12 protein-coding genes are annotated in these 16795 nt (G+C 68.5%); 7 read left to right on the forward strand and 5 right to left on the reverse strand.

What is annotated here, in order from left to right; genetic code table 11:
* Positions 1 to 92: 92 nt before the first annotated feature.
* Both OG474_RS10025 and OG474_RS10030 read left to right on the forward strand, forming a co-directional pair.
* On the forward strand, positions 93 to 806 hold the full coding sequence (locus tag OG474_RS10025) for a phosphatase PAP2 family protein (RefSeq protein WP_405061970.1): 714 nt from the start codon (positions 93 to 95) through the stop codon (positions 804 to 806).
* Between the two features lie 37 nt (positions 807 to 843).
* Positions 844 to 2883, forward strand: coding sequence for a HelD family protein (locus OG474_RS10030; protein ID WP_405061971.1), 2040 nt, complete (start codon positions 844 to 846; stop codon positions 2881 to 2883).
* Here the strand turns inward: OG474_RS10030 and OG474_RS10035 are convergent.
* Together OG474_RS10035 and OG474_RS10040 are read right to left on the reverse strand one after the other, a co-directional pair.
* Positions 2822 to 3976, reverse strand: a complete 1155-nt coding sequence (locus tag OG474_RS10035; RefSeq protein ID WP_405061972.1) for a fatty acid desaturase family protein — start codon at positions 3974 to 3976, stop codon at positions 2822 to 2824. The genes OG474_RS10030 and OG474_RS10035 overlap by 62 nt on opposite strands.
* A 13-nt stretch (positions 3977 to 3989) precedes the next feature.
* The gene (locus tag OG474_RS10040; RefSeq protein ID WP_405061973.1) at positions 3990 to 5087 is read right to left on the reverse strand and encodes a ferredoxin reductase; all 1098 of its coding nucleotides are present in this window, start codon (positions 5085 to 5087) and stop codon (positions 3990 to 3992) included.
* Between the two features lie 85 nt (positions 5088 to 5172).
* Here OG474_RS10040 and OG474_RS10045 point away from each other — a divergent pair, with 85 nt between their 5' ends.
* Entirely contained in the window at positions 5173 to 6438 is a 1266-nt protein-coding gene (locus OG474_RS10045; RefSeq protein ID WP_405061974.1) for a PucR family transcriptional regulator, read from the forward strand.
* Here the strand turns inward: OG474_RS10045 and OG474_RS10050 are convergent.
* From OG474_RS10050 to OG474_RS10060, 3 genes are read right to left on the reverse strand one after another with little or no spacing between them, the layout of a single operon-like run.
* Positions 6415 to 7827, reverse strand: a complete 1413-nt coding sequence (locus OG474_RS10050) for a hypothetical protein (protein ID WP_405061975.1) — start codon at positions 7825 to 7827, stop codon at positions 6415 to 6417. The genes OG474_RS10045 and OG474_RS10050 overlap by 24 nt on opposite strands.
* Positions 7824 to 8834 (reverse strand): hypothetical protein, encoded by a 1011-nt coding sequence (locus tag OG474_RS10055; RefSeq protein ID WP_405061976.1) that lies wholly within the window; start codon positions 8832 to 8834, stop codon positions 7824 to 7826. The genes OG474_RS10050 and OG474_RS10055 overlap by 4 nt, the downstream gene beginning before the upstream one ends.
* A gap of 15 nt (positions 8835 to 8849) precedes the next feature.
* Positions 8850 to 10043, reverse strand: coding sequence for an MFS transporter (locus OG474_RS10060; protein ID WP_405061977.1), 1194 nt, complete (start codon positions 10041 to 10043; stop codon positions 8850 to 8852).
* 89 nt (positions 10044 to 10132) lie between these two features.
* On the opposite strand from OG474_RS10060, the gene OG474_RS10065 reads away from it, so the two are divergent.
* The 4 genes from OG474_RS10065 (at position 10133) to tuf (ending at position 16781) form a co-directional block, all read left to right on the forward strand.
* On the forward strand, positions 10133 to 10444 hold the full coding sequence (locus OG474_RS10065; RefSeq protein ID WP_405061978.1) for an ArsR/SmtB family transcription factor: 312 nt from the start codon (positions 10133 to 10135) through the stop codon (positions 10442 to 10444).
* Positions 10445 to 10466: 22 nt separating this feature from the next.
* A complete protein-coding gene (locus tag OG474_RS10070) occupies positions 10467 to 12725 on the forward strand; it encodes a PQQ-binding-like beta-propeller repeat protein (RefSeq protein ID WP_405061979.1) in 2259 nt (752 codons plus the stop codon).
* A 214-nt stretch (positions 12726 to 12939) separates the two neighbouring features.
* On the forward strand, positions 12940 to 15321 hold the full coding sequence (locus OG474_RS10075; RefSeq protein ID WP_405061980.1) for a hypothetical protein: 2382 nt from the start codon (positions 12940 to 12942) through the stop codon (positions 15319 to 15321).
* Positions 15322 to 15593: 272 nt separating this feature from the next.
* Positions 15594 to 16781, forward strand: a complete 1188-nt coding sequence (gene tuf, locus OG474_RS10080) for an elongation factor Tu (protein WP_405061981.1) — start codon at positions 15594 to 15596, stop codon at positions 16779 to 16781.
* Positions 16782 to 16795: the final 14 nt, after the last annotated feature.

The raw sequence follows: 16795 nt of genomic DNA on the forward strand, positions 1-16795 counted from the left end.
CGGTGGGGCGGGGAAGGTATGAGCCAGCTGTTGAGCGGGTGGGGCTAGGGCGGGAGCAGGACGGACAACAGCGCCGGGCAACCGTCTGGCGAGTGATTCGGGAGGCGGTGCTGCTCGCGACACTGTTCGGGGTCTACAGCGCCGGACGGCAGATCGCGGCCAAGCACACCGGGTCGGCCTTCGACCACGCGCACGAGGTGCTGTCGTTTCAGAACTGGCTGCATCTGCCCAACGAGGCAACGATCCAGCAGGCCGCGCTCGGCATCCCGCACCTGATCCAGTCCGCGAACCTGTACTACGCCTCCGTGCACGCGCCACTGACCGGCGCCGTACTGCTCTGGCTGAGCATCTGGCGCCCCAAGGCGTACTCGAACGTGCGGTGGACGATCGCTGCGCTGACGGGACTCGCACTGATCGGTCACATCGCGTTTCCGCTCGCACCGCCGCGGATGATGCCCGGGTTCGTCGACACCGGGCTGGCATTCGACCAGTCCGTGTACGGCGCGGACCGGTCCGGCAGCGTGGTGAACCAGTTCGCCGCCATGCCGAGCCTGCACGTTGGGTGGGCCGCCCTGATCGCCCTGTCGATGATCCTGATCACCCGGTCTCGCTGGCGCTGGCTATGGCTCGCCCACCCGATCATCACCTTCGCAGTGGTCGTGGTGACCGGGAACCACTACTGGCTGGACGGTCTGGTCGCCCTGGTACTACTTGCAGCCTGTCTGCCGCTCCTGCTGCGGCGGGGGTTGCACAGCGACCTGCCGAGGACGCGTAATTCGGTACCGATCCGTCAGGTGCTCAAGTAACGTAGCCGGGCTCCCCACCCCCTGCCGGAGGTCACTCATGCCCGCAGACACGTCCGACACCCTCCAGGCCGAGAAGAACTATCTGAAGGCCTCCCGGGCCGCACTGGCGCAGATGCGGGAGAAGACCGGCGCACTGGAGATCCACAGCGCGGACCGGGTGAACGAGGAGTACCTGAAGGCCGCTATCTGGCGGCGGATGAAGGAGCTGGAGGACGACCCGGAGGTCCCGCTGTTCTTCGGCCGGCTCGACTACGTCGACCCGGCCCCGGAGACGTTCCACATCGGCCGCCGGCACGTGAACGACGCCATGGGCGAACCGCTCGTGGTGGACTGGCGGGCAGACATCTCGGTGCCGTTCTACCGGGCCAGCCGGACCGAGCCGATGGGGGTCGGTGCCCGCCGCCGGTTCGGCTTCACACACGGCGAGATGACCGCCTTCGAGGACGAGGACCTGACGTCGGCACCGGCTTCGCCGGACGAAGAGCACAGCGACATCCTCACTAGTACCATTCTAGAGAGCGAGATCGAGCGTCCGCGCTCCGGCCCGATGCGCGACATCGTCGCCACCATCCAGCCCGAGCAGGACGTGATCGTCCGCGCCGGCGTCGAGGACACGATCTGCGTCCAGGGCGCACCGGGGACCGGAAAGACCGCGGTCGGTCTGCACCGAGCGGCGTACCTGCTCTATGCGTACCGGGACCAGCTCAGCCGGTCCGGAGTGCTCGTGGTCGGGCCGAACGCGAGCTTCCTGCGCTACATCGGTGACGTGCTCCCGGCACTGGGTGAGATCGAGGCCAAGCAGACCACCGTCGAGGAGATGGTCGCCCGCGTCCGCATCGGCGGGCCAGGTCCGGCGGCTCTCGATGTGCTCAAGGGCGATGCGCGGATGGCAGAGGTGCTGCACCGGGCTGTCTGGTCGCAGGTGCGGACACCCGAGGAGGCACTCGTGGTCCCGCGCGGCTCGCACCGGTGGCGGGTAGCGACGTACCAGGCCGAGGAGCTGGTCACCGAGCTGCGGACCCGCGGCATCCGGTACGGCGCCGGTCGCACGATGCTGCCGCAGCGGCTGGCTCACGCCGTACTGCTGCGGATGGAGGCGGCCGGTGACTCACCGGACGACCGGGTCCAGGACGCGGTGGCTCGCAGCCGTCCGGTCAAGCAGTACGCCGAAGCGCTGTGGCCGGCCGTGGACCCGGCCAAGCTGCTGTTCCGGCTGTTCACTGAGCCGGAGCTCTTGGCTGAGCACGCCGAGGGCATCCTGACTGAGGACGAGCAGGCGATGCTGGTCTGGGAGAAGGCGCCGCGATCCGCCGGTGCGGTCAAGTGGTCGGTTGCCGATGCCACCCTGATCGACGAGATCGCCGATCTGGTCGACCGGACGCCGTCGCTGGGCCACGTCGTACTGGACGAGGCACAGGACCTGTCCGCCATGCAGCTGCGCGCTGTCGGCCGCAGGTGCTCGACAGGATCGATGACAGTGCTCGGCGACATCGCTCAGGGCACCACTCCGTGGGCCACTCCGTCATGGGACGAGGCCCTGAAGCACCTGGGCAAGACGGGCGCCCACACTGAGGAACTGACCGCCGGCTTCCGCGTCCCCGGCCAAGTGATCGAGTACGCCGCTCGCCTGCTCCCGATCATCGCCCCGCACCTGACACCGCCCACCGCCGTACGACGTGCGCGCGGTGAGCTCGCCATCACTCGGGTCAGCGACAGTCTGGCGGCTGCGGTGAAGACGGTGTCCGAGGTGTCGAGCCGACCGGGGTCCATCGGCCTGATCGTCCCCGATGCGCTCGTCCCGGCCACTCGGAAGGCACTCCAGGAGCAGGGGCTCGTGTACGCCGTACTGGGTGACGAGGACGATGCCGATTCGCACCTGGACGTCGTACCGGCATCACTCGCCAAGGGTCTCGAGTTCGACCACGTGGTCCTGGTGGAGCCGGCCGGCATCGTGGCCGGTGAGGCCGATGAGCGCACCGGCCTCCGTCGGCTCTACGTCTGTCTGACGCGAGCCGTTACCTCGCTGGCAGTGCTCCATAGCGAGGACCTGCCGACCGTCCTAGCGACCGCAGTCTAGAACCGAAGTCGTTCGGCAGGGACAGCCGGAACACCTTCGCCCAGGCCGATGCGACCTGCTTCGGCAGCGGTCCGGTGGTGTAGCGCAGGTTGTACTCGTCGAAGATCGCCCGCACCTTCGGTGCGATCTCCTGGTACCGGTTGCTCGGCAGGTCCGGGAACAGGTGGTGCTCGATCTGGTACGAGAGGTTGCCGGTCATGATGTGCATCGCCCGGCTGCCGTTGATGTTGGCCGAGCCGAGCATCTGCCGCAGGTACCACTCGCCCCGCGTCTCGCCGTCGATCGACTTCTTCTCGAACGTCTCGACGCCCTCGGGGAAGTGCCCGCACATGATCACCGAGTGGGACCAGACGTTGCGGACCACGTTGGCGACCGCGTTGGCGGCCAGCGTGTGCAGGACCGACGGCCCGGACAGTAGCGGGTGCACCACGTAGTCCTTGGTCATCTGGCCGCGGATCTTCTTCAGCACCTGCCTGGTGCGGGCCTTGAAGTCAGGGTCCTGGCGGCGCTCCTTGGTGGCCAGGTTCTTCCCCAGCTCCAGGTCGTACGCCGCGATGCCGTACTCGAAGAACATCGCATTGACGAAGTTCCAGAACGGCTGCGCCAGGTAGAGGGGGTACCAGCGCTGGTCCTCGTCGACGCGCATGATGCCGTAGCCGAGGTCGTTGTCCTTACCGACCACGTTCGTGAACGTGTGGTGCAGGTTGTTGTGCGCGTGCTTCCACTGTTCGGCCGGCGACGCGTGGTCCCACTCGTAGGTGGTCGAGTGGATCTTCGGGTCCCGCATCCAGTCCCACTGGCCGTGCAGGATGTTGTGACCGATCTCCATGTTCTCCAGGATCTTGGCCACCGACAGCCCCGCGGTGCCGATCAGCCAGGCCGGCGGGAACAGCGACAGCAGCAGCACCGCACGGCTGCCCAGCTCCAGCTTCCGCTGCACACTGATCACCTTGCGGATGTACGCCGCGTCGCGGGCGCCACGGGTGGCGATGACCTCGTCGCGGATCTCGTCCAGCCGGCGACCGATCTCCTCGATGTCTTCGGGAGACAGGTGCGCGATGGGGTTGGCGGCCTTCTTCTGCAGAACGGTCACAGGGGTCTCTCTCTCAACAGTCGATGTCGCAGGCGCCGGCCGCGGCCGAGATACAGGTCTGGATGAGTACGCCGTCACCGGGTGCAGCTGTGGTGACTTCTCCAGAGCGGAGGTCACGCACCGAGCCCGAGCGCAGCGGAAGCACGCAGGAGAAGCAGATGCCCATCCGGCAACCGGACGGCATCAGTACGCCGTTCTGTTCGCCGGCGTCGAGGATCGGCGTCGCACCGTCGAGCTCGACGGTCGTACCGGTCGCCGAGAAGGTGACGCTGCCACCCTCTCCGGGCTCAGCCAGCGCAGTCCGGAATCGCTCGGTGTGCAGCTCGCCGATCTCCTCCAGCGATGCCCACTGCTCCTCGATCGCATCGAGCAGGCCGGCCGGGCCACAGGCCCACGTCTCCCGCTCCGCAAGATCCGGTACGACGTCCGCTAGCGCGGCGACGTCCAGCCTGCCGTGTGTATCAGTGTGCTGCTCGACCAGCCGCAGGTGTCCGGCCGCTGCGTAGTCGCGCAGCTCGGCACCGAAGATCACGTCGTCGGCACAGGCCTCGGAGTGCACTAGCACTGCGTCCTCGAACCGGCCCAGGCCGGCGCGCAGCATTCCCATCACCGGTGTGATGCCGCTGCCGCCGGTGATGAACAGGATCTTGCGCGGCGCCGGATCCGGCAGCACGAAGTCCCCGACCGCCTGGTCGAGGTGCACCAGCTGGCCCGGGCTCAGCTCCTGCGAGAGGTGGGCACTGACCACGCCGTCCGGGACGGCCTTGGCAGTGATGGTGATCAGCCCGTCGCCCGGCGCGGAGGTCAGCGAGTAGGAGCGCCACAGCCGGACTCCGTCGACGTCGAGCCCGATCCGGACGTACTGCCCCGGCCGGTGGCCGCGCCAGGCGTTGCCGGGCCGCAGGACGACCGTCACCGCGTTGCAGTTCTCGGGCCGGACCTCGACCACTCGGGCGCGCAGGTCGGCGCCGGCCCGAAGTGGTCGGAACATGTCCAGGTAGTCGGCGGGGTCACGCGGGTGGGTGGCCGCCGCCGCAACCTGCCAGGCCCGGTCCCGCAGCCGGCTGCGGAGCGTTGTCCGCGCGCGCGGGTCAGAGGCAAAGGTCGTCATGCGTTCCAGCATCCTCGACCCACGGTGTAGTTTCATGACCAGAGACGGTGAATCTGAAACTTCATTTTGTTCGGAGGGAACAGTTTTGTCCGGCACTGATCCGACCCGGCACACCAGCCGGACAGCTCGTGGAGCCGCCGAGCTGGAGCTCGGCGAAGCGGCAATCGATCTCCTGCGCGCGCGACTGCCGGAGATCGCCGGTCAGACGGTGACAGCGATCATCGTCGAGGTTCCGGGCTACACGAACGCGCTGGCCGGACCGATGGGCGCCAAGATCGAGGGCGCGGTCCAGTTCGCCCTCGGCGGCTTCCTCCGGCTGGCCAGCAGCGGAGAGCCCGGTACGCCGCTCGCGCCCACGCTCGAGGCCGCGTATGTGCTGGGTCGCGGGGAGGCCCGTAGCGGCCGGAGCATGGACGCCCTGCTGGCCGCCTATCGCGTCGGTGCCCGGGTGTCCTGGCGCGAGCTCTCCCGGACCGCGGTCGAAGCTGGGCTCCCTGCCGGCACTGTGGCCAAGTTCGCCGAGCTGGTCTTCGCCTACATCGACGAGCTCTCCGCTGCGAGCGTCTCCGGCCACACCGACGAGTTGGCCACCACCGGCCGCGTCCGGCAGCGCTATCTGCAGGCGCTGAGCCGCAGCCTGTTGCAGGGCGACGCACCCGACCACCTGATCAGCAGGGCCAAGCAGGCCGACTGGGATCCGCCGCGGACACTGACCGCTGTGCTCCTGCCGAGTGCGCACGTCCGGGGCATCCTGGGCGCGCTGGATCCACGGACTCTGCACCCGGAGGACGACCTGGCTGAGCTAGGCCATCCCGAACCGCTGGGTGCGGAAGACCCGACCGAGGTGGGCGCGCTGCTGGTCGCCGATGCCGATGGACCGGCCCGGGCAGGCCTGCTGCGAAGTCTCCGCGGCCGCCAAGCCACCGTTGGCCCGGCCCAACCCTGGATGACTGCGCGTACGTCGTACCTGCGTGCTCTGCAGGCCCGCGGACTGCGGCTGACCGCCGATGCGGAGGCGGCAGTCGACACCGAGAGCCATCTGGCCACGCTGGTTGTCACCTCGGATCCGACGGCTCTTGCGGATCTCCGCCGCCAGGTGCTGGCGCCCCTCGAAGACCTGCGCCCAGCCACTGCGGACCGCCTCACCGAGACACTTCGCGAGTGGCTGCTGCACCTTGGGCGCCGCGACGATGTCGCCGCGGCGCTACACATCCACCCGCAGACTGTCCGCTACCGCATGACCCAGCTCCGGCAGCTCTTCGGCCCCCGGCTGGATGACCCGCAGACCGTCCTCGACCTGACCATCGCCTTGTCCACTCACGTCGACTCAGAAGCCGCGGGACCCACCTGAGCGTCGCGAGGAGCGCGGAGAGGAGCCGCCACCACTGGACTGCGTGCGGGACGACCAGGAGCTTCCCGACGACCCACTCGACCAGCCGTCGCTGTCGTCATCCGACGAGCTGCTGCTGGACGACGACGCCCAGCTGCTGACCGACTCACCGACGTCGGAGCGCCAGCGGCCGAACCGGGAGCCCGCCCGGCGGCCTGCCCAGCGTGCACGCATGCGATCGCCTGCTCGGCGGGCGTCCTCGTCCGGGAACCACCAGCGTCGTCCGTCACCCTGCGACCAGTAGCCGTCGATGTAGGCACCCATCTCCTCACCGAACGACCAGTACGGTCGCGGCTGCTGCCAGAGCTTGACCATTCGGACCTGCGGCTCTTCGCCCGCTTCGGCCCGCTGCTTGCACGCCGTGCACACGTCGACCTTGCGCACGCTGCCCTCGAAAGGCGCCCACTCCACCTCCGCCGTACTGGGACCGTGTCGTGGGTCGAAGAAGCAGGGCGCAGTCGGCTTGGGGATCGGCTGCCCGGCGCGCACTGCGTCGATGCAGACCAACCCGTAGCGTGCAGAACCCAGCAGTGTGGTCACTGCCTCGACGTCCGGGTCACCCTTGGCAGAGTCCAAGCGCTGGCGTGCCTTCTCGACCGTGTCGAGCACATCCTTGGAGATCTTGGCCTGCTGCGGCTCATTCGTCGTGGGCAGCGCGGACACCTGCTGCGACAGCGCGATGATCTCCTCGTTGAGCATCGGCCGAGTGATCGTCAGATGCGCCTTCTCGTCGCTCCGTCGCGCCCTGCGCGCTCCCAGCGTCACCACGCCCCACCAGAGACCGAACAGTCCGGCCAGACCGCCGGCGTACGGCGCGATGTCGATGTACCAGGGCTTGTCGATCACCTGTGCACGCTGGATGAAGCGCTCCAGCATGCGCTCGTAGTTGGGAGCACAGCAGTCGACAGCCGCATCCACCGCATCACCTACGTGGTACGTCGGACCATGGTCGGCCCGCTGGACGGCGTGGAACCCACGACCGTAACTCTGCGAGCTCGCATCGACCAGTACGGCGTACACGCCCTCGACCCCGACCCGGTCGTACAGCTGGTCGGCGATCTCCTCACCTTCCCAGGCGAGGGGTGAGTACTCGCCGTTCTTGATCTTGTCCGCGGGGATGACTGCGATCCGGATCGGCGCCGCGGCACTCTTGGCCGCCGCGTCCAGGCTGGCGACCTCACTGGAGCTCAGCTCTCCGACATCGGGATCGACCCACACACCTGGGTCACCGAGGTGGGAGGCCACGTCGTTCATGTACCCCTCCGGTGACGACGCTGCCTCGGCCGGCAGGACTGGGATCACCAGCACTGGGGTCACCAGCAATGCGAGCACTGCAAGGAGTCGCTTCATCGGCTGGTCCTCTCGAGGCGGGACTGACAGGCCTTGCAGACTGGGATCTCTCGTGGCTTTCCGCCGCCCGGTGTGAACATCCAGTCGGTCACCGAGATGCCGTGTGCCGGGTCGAAGAAGCAGAGTGCTCGCCGCGGCGGTGCAGGCGTGCCCGCGACCAGTGCTTGCGCACAGGCGAGCCGCCAGCGTCCATACTCGACGCGGGCGCGCACATCACGCAGTTCGTCGTCATCCAGGTCGCCGTTGACCACCCGTCCGGCGTCGGAGTACGCATCGAGCGCTGCCTGCACATCCGCTGCGTTGTCCACGCCATCCAGACGCACGTCCGCAGCATCCAGTTCCTCACCGAACCGCGTGACATCCTCACGCGCCAGCGCCTGCCGCTCGGCCAACGTGTCGGCCTCATCCGGAAGCACGTCGTACGACGGCCGGTACAGCGCCGGACCGGCGTCTGCGGCCGGACGCGACTTCCACCAGCGACGGAGCAGCCCAAGAGCCGCGAGCAGCACCAGGATGAGACCTGCCACCCAGATCCAGCCAGGCGGACCGCTGGAAGCCTTCGGTACGTCGAGTTGGTCGAGTACGCCGTTGAGCGTGCCGACTGGATCGGACCGACTGTGTCTGGCGAGCTCCTCGCTCAGGATGTTCGCTATCGGGGTGTCGACACCGACAGCACTCCCCCAGATCAGCGCACCGCCGAAGACGACCAGGTAGATGCCGTCCGCGGCCTGCTTGTCGACCAGCGCGTCCACATAGGCCTTGGCCGCGGCGCCGTTGTCGCCACCGCCGTTGTTGAGCACCGCCGTCGGCACCACTGCGATCCGGATAGCCGGCACCCGCCCATCGATCCGCGACTTCAGCGCATCCGCGTCTCGCTCTGGAACCAGCGCGCGCTGCGTGGCATCGACGTACACAGGTGAGTTCTTCCACCCGTCGATGACCGGAGCGGGGTCAGCCGCTCCGGTCATCGTGGTGGTCAGCAGCATCAGCGCGGCCAGCAATCGCATGGCCGCTACCTTGCCCTAGGCAGAGGGCGAAACAGCTACTGCGTCCTCTTCGACATGCTCGAGGTCTTCGATGTCTTCCAGACCTGGGTCACGTCGGAGGGTCAGCGTCAGGGCAAGGACGATCAGCGACAGTACGGCGGCCAGCGGGGGCAGGTAGCGCAGTCCGGCCACCTGGATGACCAGACCGCCGACCACTGCGGACAGACCGGCGCCGAGGTAGATCGCCGAGGCGTTGAGAGCGATCAGCAGCCCGCCACCGAGCTCCAGCAGCAGGTTCTGGATCGGCGGGTTGAAGGCCCAGGTGAACATGCCCCAGATGAACAGTGCGACGGCTGCACCCGCAGTACTGCGGGCTGTCAGGTCCAGTGTGCTGACTGCCAGGATGATGCCGATCAGCAGCACGATCAGGGTGCGGATGCTGCCGAAGCGATCCGTCGCGCGGCCACCGATCAGATTGCCGACCACCGCGCCCACGCCGTACACGAGGAGCAGGATTCCGGTGGTGTTGCCGGTCAGACCGGCGGTCTCCTTCAGCAGCGGCACGATGTAGATGTAGACGCTGAAGGCACCGAGCACACCGAGCACCGACATCGCCAGCACGATCTGCACGCGACGGTCAGTCAGTCCGGCGAAACGCTCACGCAGGCTGACCACAGGTGGCGCCGGAACCTTCGGCAGCGCACTCCGCTCGATCAGTGCGACCAGCACCGCGACTACGGCGATCAGTGCGAACACGCCCTTGTAGCCGAGGGTCGGGCCGAGGAAGCTGCCGGCCGGAACACCCAGCACCAGAGCGAACGTCAGGCCGCCGAACACGACCGCCACCGCACGACCGCGCTCTTCAGGTGGCAGCAGCCCGGTGGCGAACAGCGTGGCGGCCGGCGTGTAGGCAGCAGCGCCGAATGCGGCCACGACCCGCCCGACCATCAGCACCGGGTAGTCGGTCGCAACGGCCGCGATCAGGTTGCCCAGCGCAGCCAGGACCAGTGCGGCGATCAGGAGGGTACGGCGCTCCCACCGGCCGGTCAGCGTGGCCAGGAGCGGCGCACCGATGGCATACGCGAGCGAGAACGCGGTAGCGAGCTGACCGGCGGCGGTCAGCGAGACATGGAGCTCGGAGCTGACATCGGGCAGCACACCGGACACGACATACGCGCTGGTGCCGACCGCGAACGCACCAGCACCGAGCAGGTAGATCCGTGCGGACATGAGGTCCTTCCCCGGGAAGATTCGAGTAGTTCGATGATGATCGTACTACGAAACTCATCGAACTTCGACCGACGTCGTACTATGGCGGTATGACCAGGAAACAACTCCCCCAGCCGGACCGGGCGGAGATCCGCGTCGAGGCGGTTCTGCAGGCCCTCGGCGAGCCGGTGCGGCTGCAGATCGTCCGCGCGCTCGCGGACCTCCCGGAGGGCATCGCCTGTGGTGACATCGAGCTGGCGGTCACCCCGTCGACCCGGGCCCACCACCTGCGCACGCTGCGCGAGGCCGGCGTGCTGACCACCCACACCGAGGGCACACGGCGGATCAGCAGCCTGCGCCGCGAGGACCTCGACGCGCTGTACCCAGGCCTGCTGACCGGAGTGCTGTCCGCCGACCAGTGACGGCGACTGGCAGACTGGTGCGGTGGTCGAGCTACGCGCGCGCTGGGACGGCCTGGTGCCCGGTCCTGGTGAACTCGCCGACGCGCTGATCACCCAGTACGTCGAGCGGAACAGACGCGCCTACCGCGACCAGTACCTCGAGGTCGTGCTGGCCGCGCTGGAGTCGCTCATCCAACTGTCGACCGACCCCGCGTCGGTCCGGTTGGCCGCCTGGTTCCACCGGGCCGTCCATGAGCCCGGCGGCACAGCGGCGGAGGACGCCGAGGCCTCAGCCCGGCTGGCGGAAGACATGCTGCCGCGGTACGGCGTTTCCGGGATCCGCGTCGCCGAAGTCGCCCGCCTGATACGCCTCACCGGCGAGCTGACCGCACCACCGACCGACTCCTACGCACCACCCCGACGCGACGCGAACGGCGACGTACTGCTCGATGCAGTCAACGCGATCCTGTCCGCCGACCCGGTCCGGTACGCCGTCCACGCGGCTGAGGTCCGACGGGACGCGGGTGAACGCCGGAGCGCTATGGAGCAGCGGTACGCCGATGTCCGCGAACTGCTCGAGGGCCACCACTACCGGACCCAGTTGGCGCGGCAACGCCTCGGACCGGTCGCCCGCGTCAACCTCGAGACAGAGCTGGCCGGTCTCGACAGCGAACTGCCCGCGCCCTGGCGTGGTTGGCAACAGGCCGGACTGACCGCGACCGCGACGTTCTGCGCGATCGGAGCCTCAGTGGTCGCCATTGCCGCGGCTGGTGCGTCCTGGCAGATTCCGACCGCACCGAGCGAAGCGGGCTGGCCACCAGTCGCCTTGGCCGCGGTGGCGTTCTTCAGCGCTCCAGTGTTGTTCCGCTGCGCGCGGAGCTCCAGTCAGCGGGCCTGTCTGATCGCTGGCGCAGTACTGGCGATTGCCGTCACCGGGCTGCTGGTTGCGTGGGCACGTTTGCCGCGGACCAACCCGGCAGTCGGTGTCGGACTCCGAGTGCCCTTGCTGATCTCCGCACTGGTGCTCTTACTGGTGGCCGGCGCGGCTGCACTCGCAGCGTCCCTACTGCGCACCAGAACCGCACGATTCCTTCCGAGCCGGAACCTCGGGCAGCAGTTGGCCTGGCTCGCCGTACCGGGAGTTGTTGCTCTCGCACTGCTGCTGACCGTGCAGCCGCTGGCTCGCAACTACGTCCTCAGCAGCAATGAGCGCGTAGATCGATCGCAGCGCCCGGCAGGCATGGCCGCACCATCCGTTCTGAACGGCACGGTCGCTTGGGTGAGCAAGGCGACGCTCGGAGCTGGAGCAGAGGAAGCGGTCGGCACGCAGTACGGCATCGCGATCCCGCGGCCGAACGGCGTGGTCGACATGCTCGACGCTGCGACCGGCGATCTGCGCTGGCGGTACACCCGGTCCGACTCCGACGAGCGCCCGACGATCGTGGCGACCGGCGACGGCGAGTACGTGCTCGCCGAGTTCCCCGACCTCGGCTATCTGCTCCTCGACGCCAACACCGGCGAGCGCAAGGCAGCCTGGTCCGGCCGGACGCGCGACCACGTCATCCAGCAAGCGCAACCGCTGCTGACCGGAGAGCGGGCCACGCGCGGACCTGACAAGCTGCACGGCCTGGATCCGAACGGCCACGAGAGGTGGAGCTTCGAGCCGGGCGACTGCTCCGATCTCGGAGCGGTCGCCTCAATGGACACCGTGGTCGCGTTCCTGGGCAACTGCGGCGACCAGCCGGATGCGATGGCCGGACTGGACTTGAAGTCCGGCAAGAAGCTGTGGACGAAGTCCGCGACCGATCCGTACCGTCGGCCGGTTGTCGCCGGCGGTCTGGTCGTCGTGGCCGAGCCGGGCGGCGACTCCGACGTACCGGTCGCTCTGACCGCGATCGAGCCGCGGACGGGCGCAGTGAAGTGGCGCTGGCCAGTGCCGCAGACCTGGGCCTGCCGGACGCTGCTGAACGCGGCCGGCCGCTACTTGATCGTGGTGGACTGCCCGGGCCCGAGCACGATCCAGAACCGGCGCACTGTGGTCACTGCGATCGACACCGCCACCGGACACACTGCGTGGCAGGTCACGGCGCGGGTGGACCCGCGCGCCAAGGTCACGGTCACCGAGGACGGCCGGGTGGTCTCACTGAGCCAGGACACCGAAGGATGCTGGGCCAACATCATCGAACGGGCCGGTTTCCGCCAGGTCCGGTTACCCCTCGGAATCACCTGCAGTCGCGAGGCATATGCCGTCGGTAATCAGGTTCTGGTGACCGGGGACAACGCTGTCATCGCGCTGCGCTAACTGCGTGTAGTCACGACCGGAACGACTCCGCCCGGAATGTGGTCCCGGAACGACCGCACTGTGACCCACAACGCAATTGCAACCGTGCAATTCGAGGGCCGCCCACACCCTGCGAAGCGGTCAGGTGACGAGCCGGTATCGCTTTGGCCACGACCGTCTCCGGGAGCCCCGGATCGGTCGGCCGGGACTCGTTCCGGGTGCGAGACTCGCAGCCATGGACCTGCGCGACCAGTGGAATCGCCTGCTGCCGCACGCGCAGCCGTTGGGCGATGATCTGCTGGCTCGTTACGCAGAGCAACATCGTCACTATCACGATCAGCGCCATCTGACCGAGGTTCTGCTCACGGTGGACGAGCTCGCCGACGCCGCCGACGACCCGGACACGGTCCGGCTGGCCGCCTGGTTCCACGACGCGATCTACGACCCGCAGGCCGACCCCGGCGAGAACGAAGAGGTCTCGGCCCAGCTGGCCGAGCTCGAGCTCGCCGCGTACGGCGTCGACGCCGCCAAGGTCGAGGAGGTCGGCCGTCTGGTCCGGCTGACCGCCAAGCACGACTGTGCCCCCGACGACGCGAACGGCTCGGTGCTCTGCGATGCCGACCTGCGCATCCTGAGCATGCCCGCGGACCGGTACGACGAGTACGCGGCCGGCATCCGCCTGGAGTACGCGCACATCGACGACCGGGACTTCGCCCGCGGCCGGATGTCGTTCCTGCAGGGGCTGGCCGAGACCGAGCTGTATGCGACCGGCAAGGGGCACGACGCCTGGGAGCGCACCGCGCGCGCCAACATCGACCGAGAGCTCGACTCCTGGGGCCCGAAGGCGGCCAGGCCGATCGGTGGGCTCGTGCCGCTCGTCTACTTCGGCGCTTCCCTCGGTGCGGTCGTGGCCGCGTCTGTGCTGCTCGGCCGCGGCTTGGGCGCCGCCTCCAAGTGGCCCGCCGACCCGTCGGACATCACCGGCTTCCCGCTCTGGACTCCGATCGCCGGCACGGCAATTGCCACCGGACTCGCTTGTGCTTGGTTCCGGCGTGCCCGGCAGCGGATGCTGGCCATACCGGCACTGCTGTTCGCAGTGGCCGGGGCGATCGCGGTAGCGGTCTGCTGGTGGCGCTGGCCGGCTGCACAGCCCGGTGCGGCCATGTCGGAGCGCTGGCCGTACCTCCTGCTCGCCTCGATCGCGCTCATCCTCTCCGGCGGACTGCTGGCGCTGGCACGCCGGCTCCGCCGCTCACCGCCGTACTCGCAGGCTCCCCCTGACTGGCTGGGTGTCGCCGCCACTGCCGTGTGCGGAGCACTGCTCGCCTCGATCGTGGTGTCTGCCGGCGAGCCGTTCGTCCAGGCCCGACTGGAGACCGCCAACACCGTCAGTACGACGACCACCGCCGAGCCCACTCAGCTCCCGGTGCAGTTCGACGGAACCCTCGCCTGGACCCGCGAGGTACCTGCAGCTGGTGCCATCGCCGGTACGGCGGGTGGCGTGGCCGAGCTGCGACAGGACGGCGTGGTCATGTCCGACGCGAACTCCGGCCAGATCCGCTGGCGGTACGCGCGGGCAGATGTCGACGACGCAGCTTCCAGCGGCTCGAAGGGCCTCCTCGTCTCGGGCGACGGCCGCATCGTCGCTGCCAACCTCCCGTACGCCGGAAATCGCGCACCGACCGGAATCGACCTGCCGACGTACGCCGTACTGAACGCCGTGACCGGTGAGGTGCTGACCGAGGTTCACTCGGACGGACGGGCACTCGCGGTCAACCAGGACCAACTGCTGGTCGCCGAAGGCAACTACGTCGCCGCGCATGGCGTGAGCAACCCGACGCACTGGCGGACGCAGCTGCGCTGCAACGTGACGCAGGGCGAGCTGTTGAACGACCAAGCGATCGTGGTCGACGCGTGCGCCGGCAACAGCGCTGTCGTGCGCGGTCTGGATCTGAAGACCGGTGAGGAGCGCTGGGCGGTCGATCTGGGTCAGCGGTTCGAGCTGAGTACCGAGCTGGACCCGGACACCTGGGTCGGCGATCTGGTCGCCGTACCGGACACCCGTCAGGTCTCCGGCCTGATCTGGACGGCTGCAGCCGGCGGAACGCTCTACCAGTGGGCGATCGACGTCGGCGAACGCAGCATCAGCTGGGCGACGCCAGTACCTGGCACTCCGCGACCGCAGCTGGGTCAGGCGTCCTGCGACGCCCAGCTCGCTGCTACCCACGCATCGCTCGTGCTGATCACCTGCCGCAACGCAACGGACCCCACACAGCCACAGACCTACGACGTGTCGGCGGCCAGCCCGGCTGATGGCACTCCGCAGTGGCATCACCTGCTGGAGGTGCCGCCGAAGCTGCAGCAGCCCGAGTACCCGCGTGACGGCTTCGCACTGCTGCCGGACGGGCGCGTGGTCACGCTGATGCCGCAGTCGAACGGCAGCTGCTCGCCAGTGATGATCGGCACCGCGGGGATCCAGCCCCGGCCGATCCTGCCCGGCCCGACCGCGGCGTCGGTGGCCCGGTCCGAAGAGGTCACCTGCAACAAGCCGGTCACCACAGTGGCCGGTGCGCGGCCCGTCTTCTCCGACGGCACCCGCCTGTTCGCCCTCAACTGACCTGCTGGGAATTACGTTGCGGTAGCGCGTGTTACTTCCTAACGTGATCCGCATGTACCGCGTGGTTTTCGAGCTGAACCTGTCAGGCACCGGCCTGACGGGCGCTCCCACGTGGGCTGCCGCGTCAGTCGATAGCCGACCCTCTTCCTGCTGATCAGGACCCGCGGAGGAGGGTGGCCCGAGACCGGCCCCCTTCCGCGCGGTGACAGCGCCGGGAGGCCAGCCGGAGGGTCCTGGATCAGGCGATTCTTCTGACCAGCAAGGGAAAACTCATGGCCAAGAGCCAGTTCGTGCGGTCCAAGCCGCACCTCAACATCGGGACGATGGGTCACGTCGACCACGGCAAGACCACGCTGACCGCCGCCATCACCAAGGTGCTCGCCGAGCGCGACCCGGTCGCCAACCGGTTCGTCGCGTTCGACGGGATCGACCGGGCGCCGGAGGAGGTCGCGCGTGGCATCACGATCAACATCAGCCACGTCGAGTACGAGACCGCGTCCCGCCACTACGCGCACGTCGACATGCCCGGGCACGCCGACTACGTGAAGAACATGATCACCGGCGCCGCCCAGGTGGACGCCGCGATCCTGGTCGTGTCCGCACAGGACGGTGCCATGCCGCAGACGCGGGAGCACGTGCTGCTCGCGCAGCGCGTCGGTGTGCCGTACCTGGTGGTCGCACTGAACAAGGCGGACGCCGTCGACGACCCCGAGCTGCTCGACCTGGTCGAGCTGGAGGTCCGTGAGCTCCTGACGGAGTACGGCTTCCCGGGCGACGACGTACCGGTGGTGCGCGTCTCCGGCCTGAAGGCGCTGGAGGGCGACCCGCGGTGGACCGCTGCGATCGGTGAGCTGCTGGATGCGGTCGACAACTACGTTCCGACCCCGGAGCGGGAGCTGACCGAGCCGTTCCTGATGCCGATCGAGGGTGTGCTCACGATCAGCGGCCGGGGCACGGTTGTCACCGGTGCGGTGGAGCGCGGCACGCTCAAGGTCGGTGCGGCGGTCGACGTGGTCGGTCTCGGCGAGACCGTGAGCAGCACGGCGATCGGGATCGAGACGTTCGGCAAGACGCTGGACACAGTGCAGGCCGGTGACAACGCGGCGATCCTGCTCCGTGGTGTGAAGCGGGACGAGGTTCGTCGCGGCATGGTGGTCGCAGTGCCCGGTACGGTCCGTCCGCACCGCGCGTTCCGGGCCACAGTGCACGCGCTGTCCACCGCCGAGGGTGGCCGGCACACGCCGTTCGCCTCGGACTACCGGCCGCAGTTCTACTTCCGGACCACGGACGTGTCCGGTGGTATCGACCTCGGCACGACCACTCAGGTCATGCCGGGCGACACGGTCGACCTGGCCGTCGAGCTGGTGAAGCCGATCGCCATGAACGTCGGCCTCGGCTTCGCGGTCCGCGAAGGCGGTCACACCGTCGCCGCAGGCACAGTCACCGAGCTACTCGACTGACCGACAGCCCCCAA

The organism is Kribbella sp. NBC_01505 (genome assembly GCF_045040285.1).
Classification (GTDB): domain Bacteria; phylum Actinomycetota; class Actinomycetes; order Propionibacteriales; family Kribbellaceae; genus Kribbella.